The sequence below is a fragment of the Oceanisphaera sp. genome (assembly GCF_052084945.1).
GTDB lineage: Bacteria > Pseudomonadota > Gammaproteobacteria > Enterobacterales > Aeromonadaceae > Oceanimonas.
In genome coordinates, this window is the sequence record NZ_JBQDEX010000008.1 from 23,745 (window position 1) to 35,739 (window position 11,995).

An 11,995-nucleotide genomic window follows, 5' to 3' on the forward strand; every position below is an offset into this window, starting at 1 on the left:
TACGTAAATTGCTGGTATTTTGTGCAAGTAAGCTAAGTTCGCGCATTGTGCCTCTTGGGTTTCACCTTGCTCGCCCATATACTACAGAATGAGCGTAGGGTTTTTTAAACCTACACAGTGTAATCACTAAGGAGATAGACATGAGCGTATTGGTAGGCCGTCAGGCCCCTGACTTTACTGCTGCAGCTGTACTGGGCAATGGCGAAATCGTTGAAAACTTCAACCTTAAAGAGTTCACCAAAGGTAAAGCAGCTGTGCTGTTTTTCTACCCATTGGATTTTACCTTTGTATGTCCTTCTGAGTTGATCGCTTTTGACGATCGCTTTGCTGACTTCCAAGAGCGCGGCGTAGAAGTGATCGGCGTGTCAATCGACTCTCAGTTTAGCCATAATGCATGGCGTAACACCAGTGTTGATAACGGCGGTATTGGCCAAGTTAAATACCCACTGGTTGCTGACGTTAAGCACGAAATCTGTAAAGCATACGACGTTGAGCACCCAGAAGCTGGCGTGGCTTTCCGTGGTTCTTTCTTGATCGATGGTAATGGCCAAGTTCGCCACCAAGTAGTGAACGATCTGCCATTAGGTCGTAACATCGACGAAATGCTGCGCATGGTAGACGCACTACAATTCCACGAAGAGCACGGTGAAGTGTGCCCAGCACAGTGGGAAAAAGGTAAAAAAGGCATGGAAGCATCAGCTGAAGGCGTTGCTAAGTACCTGACTGAAAACGTAGGCGACGTTAAGCGTTAATTCGCATTCACCTATATGCAATAAAAATGCCGGCACTTGCCGGCATTTTTATTGCATATAAAGCTAAGCTCAGAGGCGATTAAGCTGTTTCAGACTCGCGTAATAAGTTTAGCAATGCTTGAGCGTGTTCACTGGCTTCTCGGCCTATATCAGTCAAGTAGCCACCATCTTCTAAGGTGATCAGACCCTTGCTATGTAAAGATTTTGCCGCTGCAACTAGGCTAGCATCAGCATCATGATGTACCTTAATGCCTTGTTGTGTGGTATCTAAACTAAAATGCTGTAAAAAGTTTAATTCGTTGAGTAAGTCTGGATGATAGCGCATATAAGAACCCTCAATTAAAATAACCACTTAACGTTAGCCTGTTCTTAGCACGATCGTTGCGTGTGAGATCACAATTAACACTTTCATTTGAAATCAACCGTGTAGCTTGCATCAGTAAGCTCAGTTGTTAAAAATATACCTTTGCCGATTTAAAAGGATTTTACCGCCATGACAGCCATTTGTATTCAGGACGCTCAGTTTGCCATTAGCGAGCAAAATCACCTAAGCATTCAACAACTTGAACTTCATGCTGGACAATGTTGGAGCTTTGTGGGAGCGAATGGGAGTGGTAAGACCTCATTGGCACGCGCTTTAGCCAAAGAGCTGACCTCAACGTCGGGGGCGGTAGAAAATAACTTTCAGCGGATAGAGTGGGTGTCATTTGAGCAATTACAGACATTAGCTGATCGCGAGCGCGAACAAGATGACAGTGACTTACAAGACCATGTTGATCACGGGCACACCGCGCGTCAAATAATACAAGAGCAGCCGGTTAATGATACTGAGCTTGTCGCATTAGCCGAGCGCTTTGGTATTAGTACATTGCTTGGCCGTGGGTTTCGTTACTTGTCTACCGGCGAAACCCGCAAAGTGTTACTGTGTCGTGCCTTATTACAACATCCTGATTTATTAATTTTAGACGAGCCTTTTGACGGCTTAGATGTTGAAGCCCAAGCCGATTTAACAAGGTTACTGCAAGAGCGAGTAGCGGCGGGGCAAACCTTAGTCCTTATTCTCAATCGTTTAGAAGAACTCCCCGATTTTAGTGATCATCTGGGTATTTTAACCGAATGTGCATTAAGCATGGCAGGGGAGCGTAGCAAGATAGCAGCCTCTGCAGAATTAGCACAACTTAACCACTTGACTGCTATGGAGGCGGCAACCCAGCAATTACCCCCCGCCGACCCCGATGCCACTCGCCGTACATTAGATGCCGACACGCCGCGTATTGTGATGCGTGATATGACAGTGACCTATGGCGATAAGCGCATTCTTGATGGCTTAAACTGGCAAGTCGATCCTGGTCAGCATTGGCAAATAGTCGGCCCTAATGGGGCGGGCAAATCCACTTTATTAAGCTTAGTCACAGGTGATCATCCTCAAGGATATAGTAATCATCTGGTGTTATTTGGTCACAGACGCGGCAGTGGCGAAAGTATCTGGGATATAAAACAACACATTGGTTATGTAAGCAGCAGCATGCAGCAAGACTACCGAGTGACTTCTACCCCGAAAGCGGTGATTTTATCCGGCTTTTTTGACTCTATTGGTGTGTATCAGCAACCGGGCAGCACCCAACTTGCCTTGGCTGATCAGTGGTTAAGTTTACTTGGTATGAGCCATCTCGCAAACGAGCCGTTTCGGCATTTATCTTACGGGCAACAGCGCTTGTTACTTATTGCCCGTGCCATGGTGAAGCATCCTCCTATTTTGATCCTCGACGAACCTTTGCAAGGGCTAGACAGCTTCAATCGTCATTGGGTTAAACGCTGGATAGATCTATTAGTGGCAGAAGGGGGCACTCAGTTATTGTTTGTTTCCCACCACGAGCAAGACGCACCAACCTGTATCAGTCATCGTTTAACCTTTGTCTCAGCGGAGCATGGCTATCACTACGAGATAACAGATGCTACATTAGCAGTTTCTTAATAAACAAAACAACAGCAGAGCCACTTTTATAATTTGTTGGATCACAGCCCATGTTAAATATGAACCTTAACCAATCTCTGGCCATCCCCTATCAAGTCGATAGGTGGCAGGCTTCACCTGCCAGCGGCGTGTGGCGCTATCCATTAGAGCGCGAACAAGCCGAAAGTGGCCATGTCACAAGCTTAGTGCGCTTTGATGCCAACTCCTATTTCCCCGAGCACAGCCATCCACTAGGCGAAGAGTTTTGGGTGCTCGAGGGGACTTTTTCCGATGAAAGTGGCGACTACCCCGCAGGCAGTTATGTACGTAACCCACCGGGCAGCCGGCATCGCTCTTTTACGCGTGATGGCTGCATGATTTTTGTAAAGTTGAATCAGTTTTCAGCTGAAGATAAGCAATGGGTTAAAGTGCTACCTGAATCATCCGTATGGCAAGCAGGCCTGCAAGGATACCAGCGTTTGCCACTGCACCATTTTGCCGATGTGCATACCTGTGCGCTGTATTTTGCGCAAGGGGGGGGTGTTATCGGTTGCTGATTATAAAAACGGGCTAGAAATATTGGTATTAGCAGGCAGTGTTATTGACGGTGACAAGACGTATACGCGATTAAGCTGGCTGCGTTTTGCCCCTCATAGCCTGCCTCACTTACAGCTAGCGCCCCGTACTCAGTTATGGCTAAGAAGCGGTCACTTGGCTGACCTCTCCTGATACTAAAGCGGCCCGACATCCTCTGATGTCGGGCCGTTTTATAGCGGCTAATACCAATTTGGCAATTTAAGCCTGATTGGTTTCAGCTTGATCAGTTTCAACCGGGCCTAGCGGCCAACCGCCCAGTTTCTTCCAACGGTTTACAATCAAACAAAACAGCTCAGTGGTCTTTTGCGTATCATACAAAGCACTGTGCGCTTCTTTACCATCAAATTTCATTCCGGCCGCTTTACAGGCTTTAGCTAGCACCGTCTGCCCCAATGCTAGGCCGGCGAGACTGGCGGTATCAAAGGTGGCAAAGGGATGGAAGGGGTTGCGCTTTAGCTCAGCGCGTTCCGCTGCGGCCATGACAAAACCATGATCAAAGGCGGCATTATGCGCCACCATAATCGCCCGCTGGCATTTGTTGGCTTTTAAGCCTTTACGAATGCCTTTAAAGATATGATCCAGCGCTTCGCGCTCACTGACCGCGCCTCGCAGCGCACTATGAGGATCAATGCCGGTAAAGGCGAGGGCGGCAGGCTCAAGATTCGCCCCCTCAAACGGCTCAACATTAAAATGAAATGTTTGATCAGGCACCAGCCAGCCATTGCTATCCATTTTTAGCGTAATAGCGGCAATTTCTAGCAACGCATCGGTTTTGGCATTAAAGCCGCCGGTTTCTACGTCGATCACCACCGGATAATAGCCCCGAAAGCGTTCGTTAAGCTGGGTTAAAGCTGCTGATTCCGTCATTGTCATCCTAATTTAGCCTAAAAAACTGGGTCGCTATTATGCCAGAGTCACCGCCGATCGTCGCCTATCTCGCTAAAACAGTGGCGGTATTCGCATTAATGTGGGTAACTTGATGCAATTATGTGCAAACAAACATCTTATGTAAGAAAAACATTGCACCTTTAAGTTTGCATGCCTATGATACGCCCCGCTGAACAAGCAACGGCTTGTCAGCATAATATTTGGTGAGGTGGCCGAGTGGCTGAAGGCGCACGCCTGGAAAGCGTGTATACGGAAACGTATCGAGGGTTCGAATCCCTCCCTCACCGCCAAATTCTTAAAGCGGAAAGTTTTGTATAACAAAACTTTCCGCTTTATTTTTTCTCTGCACACTACACACGTATTGCCTTTCCTCTTTATCCGCTAAAAAATATTTCTCGCCGGAATCCGACTCTCAATGCGTTAGCGCATTGAGAACGTTTGCTGGTTTCTGATAGATGCAATCTATAAATACCTCATTTATAACACTGTTATTACGCGTTGATGTGTTTTGATGCTTGTTATCAACCAAGATCAAAATTTTTAATTAGATGATTCGTGGCTAAGCAATCTTCCCACAAGGTCATAATCTCAATTATTCGACATCGAAACAGCCAATCCCATTGAATGGGTCATTTACTTATTATTTGATACCTGTTTACTTATGCGACATGTGTATATAACCAGTATTTACCTGTAGTGAGTGGCGATATATTGTGCCAGTGGTAATAAGTAATCAACCAAGCCGTTTATGTTGTTCTTTCTATTAAATACATATTAAGTAGGTTTCAATGGCCGCACCTAAAAGTCTCACTTTTCAGTTACATCAACATTGGGAGGTGGTTGAGCAGTTAACTCGGCTCTCGCGAGAGTTTCCAGTATTTGAGCTGAGAGTACTTGAGCAGGTAATCAATCAGTACAAAAATAAGAATGCGGAAAGTAATACTGTGCTCGCCAGTCTTATTAATGCAGACATACTCCAGTCTATCAATCGCAGTAGCGACTATCAGCTAAACACCTTAGTTGTGGACTTTGTCAGAGGTTTAACCCAAGAGCATGAGTTAGGTCTATCAGCGGTGCTTAAAGCGCGAGTTGATGCGATTAAAGACGCCACTAGCCAAGTGTTAGAAGGACTCGATGGGTCGGACAATGATTTACTTCGTACTGGTGCGAACAGACTGTCAGAGCTGGTTAGAAAAATAATTCAACAGTTGACACAAGATAAACAAGCCATCTTTGAAATAGCCGAATTGGCAAAGTCGGCGGATACCCGTGTTCCGATTGCACGTCGTTACCGTGAAGTGTTAGAGGTGTACGATCAATACGTTGAGCCGATGAACGAAATGATGGATAGTGGTCTTGGCGGCAGTTTCTACCCTTTATTAGAGACGGCGGAAGCCGCACTCGATTCTGCCGTTGATACTCTTTCCATACGCGGCTCTTTGTATCAACAAAGGTTGGCAATGCGCCAGATAGCGTATCAAGTCAAAGATCTTCGGTACCAAGGGCGAATTATAGCTCAGCAATGTGCCGATACCTTGTTGCCGTTAAGAGAGGAAGTCAGGCAGCATAACCAGCTTTCAGCGGTGATCAGCAAGCAGCTTAGTTTAGTGCGTAAAAAGGGCTTAGTGCGAGGGCTGAATGCGAACGGTTTACCAATGTGGAAAAGTAGCCGTGTTACCAAAACTCAATTAGGTAACGAGGTGCGTGAGTTGATGGCAGAATTTATGGACTTTGAGCCTAGCTCTATTCCATTCCCAGATGAAGAGGGAATGCCAGAAAGTTCAATCATCAACTGGGTTGATGAAGAGCTTTTACGACAGCAACTAATTGACGTATTACCAGTAGAGAATCTCATGGCATGGCTCAGGGGAAACTATCAGCACCTACCGGATGCCGAGCTGTTGCGCCTGTATCACGCGCTTGCCCGTGATCCTCAGTGGCAAAGCACATTAGGGATGCATTCACATACCACAGCACTGAACACAGTCGCCGTAACCTACCACCCTCATGAAATAAAGATGTTGACTAGCTCAACAAATGCAAAGGATGTTGATAATGCAAACTAGCAAAATCAATTTAAATGAGCTGGCTCATTTGAAAGAGTTGTTTAACCTTTTTATTTCTGGGCGACATCTTAATCGCTCGGCAGATGCGGCTTTATGGCATGAGCTAGAACAACAAGCACAGCAGTATCAGCACCTATTTGCTAGTTTAGGGTTTGACTTGCGTATGGATGGGCGTGGTTTTGCTTGGTTCCACGAGGATGATAGTAACTCGAATATCAATAAGCAATCACGCCAGCTAGCGCTGTTGCTGATGGTGATATTTGACCATCAAGCAGATAACGGCCGTGCTCTTGGCCAGTTCTACCAATGGATTATTGATAATGCCTTATTAAATGAGGTCTACGAAAAGCATCAAGAGCTTTTGGATGCAGAAGAGCTCGATCAATATGCACTCATAAAGATACTCGACAATGCAGTGCGAAAAGGTTTTGCAGTTCAAGAGAGCAATCACTGGCGTTTATTGTCTTCGGTATATCGCTACCTTGACCATTTTGAATTTATTACTGAACAGCAATCTAATAGCGATGTGGCAGCTTATGAGGAAGGTGATTCATGTTAAATTACGGCTTTCAACGTTTAGCGTTAATTGGCAGTGCTGGGTACCAGCGAGCAGAACTTCCTCTTGATGACTCTGTGTCATTAATTGCGCCCAATAACTATGGTAAAACAAGCTTAATCAATGCGCTTCAATTTCTGCTCATCATTGATCAAAGAAGGATGGATTTCGGTTCTCACACATTAGAAAAGGCTCGTCGTTTTTACTTTCCGAACAACAGCGCTTACATCTTGCTAGAAGTCATCTTACCGCAAACTGGCACTGTGGTGTTTGGCTGTGTGGGTAAAGGGGTAGGCTTTGACTACGAGTACTTTGCTTACAAGGGTGAGTTGAATCTAGATGATTTCCGCTTAGCTGATGGAAACATCGTTTCGCAACCAAAGTTAGTCAACCACTTAGCGACCAAAAAACATCGGGTCTATAAGTTCAATGATAAAGAGTTTCGACACTCGATTTATGGCGGTGCAAAAAGCAAGAAAAACAGCGACATCGACTTTACAGTATTCAAACTTGAACACATAAGCGATGCTCGCTCGTTTCAGCAAGTCCTCACCAAGACGCTAAGGCTTGACAAGCTAAACTCCAGTGATGTTAAAGACTATTTGTTGAAGATCTTTAGTCGAGAGCTCCCCAATGCCGCTATAGATTTTAAGCAGGAGTGGGAGAAAGCCTTTCAAGATATCAACCTAGAGCGTGAGCAATACCTGGCAGCAGCCAATAATTTAGATACGATTCAAGAACTTGAACTAAATTTTGAGGGTACCTTGTCGCTACGAGGAAAAATTGCTGCATGCCAACCTAAAGTGAATGAGTTGCTGCAAAATTGGCATGGTCACGTTCAAACGATGACTGAAAATCTATCAACGCAAAAGGCGAAGCTTGAGCAAACACAAAGTGAGTTACGAAACCAAGACATCATACGCGCAGGAGAACGCACTGAATTAACCAATAAACTTGCAGAGTTAAAACGTACCGAGAAACAGCAACAAGAGTTAGAAGATCGGTTTACTCTGATCCCAGACCAACTGTTTCTAGAGAACCAGCTAAATTTAGCCGAGAAAGCGTATGAAGCTCAGGCTGCCTTGTGTGTTCAATCGCAACGTTCATCTTCTGCCTCGATTAGCAAGCAGTTGCAACAACGAAAAGAGCATTTACAAAGGCTGCAGTCTCAATATGACACTCTCGGCGACAATTTATACCTTCATCTTTCCAAGTCGCTTAGTGCACATGAGCTAGAGAAGCTGAATAAAGTACTTAGCCAGCAAGTGATGCAATTGCCACAGTCGCAGTATTCGCTTGACCTTAATCAGCTTCGAAAGTTGCTTAATGATGAATCTGCTGAGCAATTTTCGCTCTCAGGCTTAACGCTGTCTTTTGAGGAGCTTGTACCTCAGCATATTCAAAAGACAGAGCAGGAGTTGGTGGAGGAAATAGGCGATGTGAGTAAGCAAATAAAAGAGCTTACGGATTTGTTTGAAGCAAGTAGAGAGAGTGAGGCTGCTGAGAGGAAAAAAATCGAATTAAACCGTGCGCTAAGGCAGTGTGAGCAAGAACTGCAGGATTACCAACATCTTCAAGCATTAATAAAAACTCAGGCGCAGCGACTTGAGCAAAAGCAAACATTAGCGAGTGAGCGAGAGGCGGTCGAAGCTGCTCTGGATAATACGGGCAAGCAGTACAATGAGCTCACGCTGCAAATTAATACAGTGAGAGATAAGCTCAGTAACTTGGCTTCGGATAAACGCAATGTTGAAAAACTAAAAAATCAAAGAATTGATGACCAAGCGCTGTTTGCTGCATTGTCTGACCAACCCCATACACCTTGGATTGTAATGGATGAGTGGTCTTTGGAGTCTCTACCGGCTCGTCTTGAACAATACATCGAGGATTGCAAAGACCTCGATAAGCTGTCTAAAGAAGTGCGTCAGATGAAAAATGACTTAGCTCAGAAGGGGCTGACAAAGTTCCAAATGGCGCAAACTCAAGATGAAGAGATAAAAGGTATCATTCAATTCAGTCATTGTTTAGATGATGAGAAGAAAGCCTTGGAAAGGCGTGCTCGATCGGCAGTGGTCAACGTTACAGCGAGTTTAAGAGAGCTGCGCGGTGGGCTCTATGCCCTACAAAGCAAGATGAAAGAGTTCAATCGATTAATCAGTCATAGACAGTTATCGGATCTCAAAATCTTCAAAATTGAACCCGTTGAAGAGAGTCAGCTTGTAGATTCCATGAATGTACTGATACAGCAAGCAGAGCAAACTGAAAGTGGTCAGAGTTTCGAACTGTTTGATCAAGGCAGTATTCTTGATGATGCGGAGTTAGAGCGAGCGAAGAGCTTGCTGATAGAAGAAGGTAATGCTCGCCAAGGATTAAGAGTGGCAGATTTGTTCAGACTTGAGTTTGTTGTCGCGAAACAAGGGCAGCAGCAAGAATCATTTGAAGATATTGATAGTGCGGCTTCTAACGGAACCGTATTGATGGCCAAGCTTGTGACTGGTCTGGCAATGTTGCACCTAATGCAAGATAAGCGTCACCAAATGAAAGCGGTATGTTATTTAGATGAGGCCTTAGCTCTAGATACCAAAAACCAAGTTAACTTGATAGAAATTGCCGAACAATTCGGTTTTGCCTTGATCTTTGCTTCACCAGCACCGTTAACCACAGCGCGTTATTGTGTGCCAATCCATCAAGCGAATGGCTATAATCACATTAGCCGTAATAGTTGGCAAATTTTCGAACCGATAGAGAATCAAGAGCTGCCGCAACAACAAGTGGGGTCCTTGCGATGAGCCAGACATTGGTTAAAGTATTAACGCGATTGGTCGAGGCTTACCCAGATCCCATCGCCGGAAGCACCTTGACATCACCTCAGAAGAATCAGCTTGAAGCATTCAGTCGCAATACTCAGTCGGTACAAGTTACCCCTAAAGGCCGTGGAGTTGTCTACGGCATTTTAGATATGGATGTTGTTAAAGTCACACTAGAACAGTTGGTACCAAACCAACACTTGTCTAAAGCTGTGCCACCACGAGCATTAAATATAGGCGCGACACGTAGCAGCAAACAAGGGCGAGCAGGCCACGATGTCACCTACGTGCTGGCTAAAACGGTTGCGAATCCGTTGTGGGAGGCGTCTGGAGTACTCACTGATCACTTAAATGTAGCAACAGAAGAGTTTGGCGTTTTTTCGCTTGAAATCGGTGGCGAAAGAAACAGCAATCTTCACACTCATCATTCCATTTGGTTGGTGGAAAACCAAGCAGTGTTTGATCGGCTAGATTGGCTACACAATAGCGAACCCACAACCGTCATCTGGTACCGAGGGCAGCTGCACAACAAACTGATTGAGTGGTTATCGGCGCCCGAAAGAGCACCGTCGGTATACTTATTTGCGGATTATGATGGTGTAGGCTTGAATAATTATCGTCGCTTAAAAGACAAATTAGAAAAAAGAGCAGAGTTTTGGATGATGCCTAACTGGAAAGAACTTTTGAACCGTTATGGGCAAAACCAACTTTGGAATGATACTGCACGGGAATTCAAATCTTTTGAGCGAAACAGCCAAAAATTGTTAGCGCAATCCCCTATACTGCGAGAGCTGATAACGGAAATGAAGAAGTATGGCTTAGCTTTAGAGCAAGAGGCTATCTGGTTGAGTGATTGATCGGTGACACTCTCAATGGACCAAGATATTTAGCAGACAAAGCTAAGCCAGTAGCTGTACTTGTCGTCACTCTATTTATTCAGCCGGGTATAAATACCCGCGTAATAAGCGGATAAACTCGCTGGTCTCTCGGTCTAAAGACGACTCATGTATTAATAGATCGTAACCATATAACTCTCTCATATGACACATACGATGACCGAGCATCGCAATGGCGCCGGAGTAATGGTGGCCGTTTGCTGAACAAAAATGATCATCCTCTATCAGCCAGTCATGAAACTGATGTCGTTCAATCACACCATAACGCCTTGCTAAGGCTAACAGTGGCCGCTGCTCGGTTAAAATGTGTACTGCTAAGCGGGGCGTCATAAACGAAAGAATTTCATCAATATCACGAATTTTAATGCCCACATAAGGCAGATCAACCTGATCTATGCCGCGGGTTAAATTGGGCTGTCCAATGCGAAATATATTGCGCCAATGCAGGCTCCAGCCCCCAATTTTGTGATGAAAGTGCAAATGTTCGCGACTGAGCGAGAAACTATAATGCGGTTCATGTAGTTTAAGCGCACCTAATATCGCCATTATCATGCAGGCTAAAAATAAAAACACCACGACCAGCTGGGCACGACCGTCTAACCAATACCCAATGACCAGTATCAGTGGCATTAGTACTAAGCCTGCCAGCATAAGTGCTAAACCGTTATGACGCGACATGGGGGCTATGTGTTGAGTTTCTTGCACAGTGTCTCCCATTTAATAGTCAGTTCCATTACAGTAATCATACACATAGAAACACTAAGAGGTAATCATGTCCGCCGCTACATCTTCCGCTATTAGCGTAATGCGCCAACATAGATCCATTCGTAAGTTTACCGAGCAGGCCCTAACGGATGAACAACGCAGTGCGATTTTGGCCTCGGCGCAAGCTGCTCCCAGCTCTAGCTTTTTACAAGCATCCACAGTGATCCGCATCAGCTCCCCTGAGTTAAGAGAGCAGGTGATGGCCTTGTGTGGCAATCAAGCCTATGTAGGCAGTGCTGCTGAGTTTTGGGTGTTTTGTGCTGATTTTCACCGTCATTTACAATGGGTACCCGAGGCAAAAACCGGTTTTGCTGAGCAATTACTGATTGGCGCCATTGATACCGCGCTCATGGGACAAAATGCCTTAACCGCAGCCCAGTCGTTAGGCTTGGGTGGGGTGTTTATTGGCGCTGTGCGTAATCAGCCTCATGCCTTGAGTGACTTGTTACAGCTGCCTAAAGGGGTGATCCCTTTATTTGGGCTTTGTATGGGCCATCCCGCTCAAGATCCTGAGCCTAAGCCGCGCTTGCCTGCCAATTTAATGTTGTGCGAAAACCAGTATCCTGCCCAGTTTGATGAAGCACAAATGCAAGAGTATGACGAGCAAGTCCGTCATTATTATCGCACCCGTACCGGGGGTAAAAAAGAAATGAGTTGGACCGGTCAAATAGGCGATACCTTAGCCAAAGAAGCCCGTCCTTTTATGCTGGAGTT

At 45.4% G+C, this 11,995-nt stretch carries 12 protein-coding genes and 1 tRNA gene; 10 read left to right on the forward strand and 3 right to left on the reverse strand.

Features of this window, described 5'->3' with window-relative positions:
* Nucleotides 1–140 precede the first annotated feature (140 nt).
* Nucleotides 141–752 carry a peroxiredoxin C gene (locus tag ACTHY5_RS01625; protein WP_441875453.1) on the forward strand — a complete coding sequence of 204 codons (612 nt, stop codon included), beginning with the start codon at nucleotides 141–143 and terminating at the stop codon, nucleotides 750–752.
* A gap of 79 nt (nucleotides 753–831) precedes the next feature.
* Here the strand turns inward: ACTHY5_RS01625 and ACTHY5_RS01630 are convergent, their stop codons facing one another.
* On the reverse strand, nucleotides 832–1,077 hold the full coding sequence (locus ACTHY5_RS01630) for a TIGR02647 family protein (RefSeq protein WP_441875456.1): 246 nt from the start codon (nucleotides 1,075–1,077) through the stop codon (nucleotides 832–834).
* Nucleotides 1,078–1,245: 168 nt separating this feature from the next.
* On the opposite strand from ACTHY5_RS01630, the gene modF reads away from it, so the two are divergent.
* Genes modF through ACTHY5_RS01645 form a run of 3 tightly spaced genes read left to right on the forward strand, consistent with a single transcriptional unit; the run spans nucleotide 1,246 to nucleotide 3,435 of the window.
* Nucleotides 1,246–2,727, forward strand: a complete 1,482-nt coding sequence (gene modF, locus ACTHY5_RS01635; protein WP_441875459.1) for a molybdate ABC transporter ATP-binding protein ModF — start codon at nucleotides 1,246–1,248, stop codon at nucleotides 2,725–2,727.
* 50 nt (nucleotides 2,728–2,777) lie between these two features.
* Nucleotides 2,778–3,263, forward strand: coding sequence for a cupin domain-containing protein (locus ACTHY5_RS01640; protein WP_441875462.1), 486 nt, complete (start codon nucleotides 2,778–2,780; stop codon nucleotides 3,261–3,263).
* Complete coding sequence (locus ACTHY5_RS01645; RefSeq protein ID WP_441875465.1) at nucleotides 3,247–3,435, forward strand: hypothetical protein; 189 nt, start codon at nucleotides 3,247–3,249, stop codon at nucleotides 3,433–3,435. Before ACTHY5_RS01640 ends, ACTHY5_RS01645 begins: the two co-directional genes overlap by 17 nt.
* A gap of 66 nt (nucleotides 3,436–3,501) precedes the next feature.
* On the opposite strand, the gene rnt is transcribed toward ACTHY5_RS01645, so the two are convergent.
* Nucleotides 3,502–4,170, reverse strand: a complete 669-nt coding sequence (gene rnt, locus ACTHY5_RS01650; protein WP_441875467.1) for a ribonuclease T — start codon at nucleotides 4,168–4,170, stop codon at nucleotides 3,502–3,504.
* A 223-nt stretch (nucleotides 4,171–4,393) separates the two neighbouring features.
* Between rnt and ACTHY5_RS01655 the strand changes: the two genes are divergently transcribed.
* From ACTHY5_RS01655 to ACTHY5_RS01675, 5 genes are all read left to right on the forward strand, one after another.
* Nucleotides 4,394–4,481 (forward strand) — tRNA-Ser (locus ACTHY5_RS01655).
* 498 nt (nucleotides 4,482–4,979) lie between these two features.
* Nucleotides 4,980–6,257 carry a hypothetical protein gene (locus ACTHY5_RS01660; RefSeq protein WP_441875470.1) on the forward strand — a complete coding sequence of 426 codons (1,278 nt, stop codon included), beginning with the start codon at nucleotides 4,980–4,982 and terminating at the stop codon, nucleotides 6,255–6,257.
* A complete protein-coding gene (locus ACTHY5_RS01665) occupies nucleotides 6,247–6,816 on the forward strand; it encodes a condensin complex protein MksE (protein WP_441875473.1) in 570 nt (189 codons plus the stop codon). The genes ACTHY5_RS01660 and ACTHY5_RS01665 overlap by 11 nt, the downstream gene beginning before the upstream one ends.
* Nucleotides 6,810–9,602 carry a hypothetical protein gene (locus ACTHY5_RS01670; RefSeq protein WP_441875476.1) on the forward strand — a complete coding sequence of 931 codons (2,793 nt, stop codon included), beginning with the start codon at nucleotides 6,810–6,812 and terminating at the stop codon, nucleotides 9,600–9,602. Before ACTHY5_RS01665 ends, ACTHY5_RS01670 begins: the two co-directional genes overlap by 7 nt.
* Nucleotides 9,599–10,477 carry a DUF7281 domain-containing protein gene (locus tag ACTHY5_RS01675; protein ID WP_441875479.1) on the forward strand — a complete coding sequence of 293 codons (879 nt, stop codon included), beginning with the start codon at nucleotides 9,599–9,601 and terminating at the stop codon, nucleotides 10,475–10,477. The genes ACTHY5_RS01670 and ACTHY5_RS01675 overlap by 4 nt, the downstream gene beginning before the upstream one ends.
* 75 nt (nucleotides 10,478–10,552) lie before the next feature.
* On the opposite strand, the gene ACTHY5_RS01680 is transcribed toward ACTHY5_RS01675, so the two are convergent.
* Nucleotides 10,553–11,233 (reverse strand): DUF2982 domain-containing protein, encoded by a 681-nt coding sequence (locus ACTHY5_RS01680; RefSeq protein ID WP_441875482.1) that lies wholly within the window; start codon nucleotides 11,231–11,233, stop codon nucleotides 10,553–10,555.
* A 55-nt stretch (nucleotides 11,234–11,288) separates the two neighbouring features.
* Between ACTHY5_RS01680 and nfsA the strand changes: the two genes are divergently transcribed.
* Nucleotides 11,289–11,995: oxygen-insensitive NADPH nitroreductase (gene nfsA, locus ACTHY5_RS01685; protein WP_441875485.1), on the forward strand; the 707-nt coding region annotated here is incomplete at its 3' end.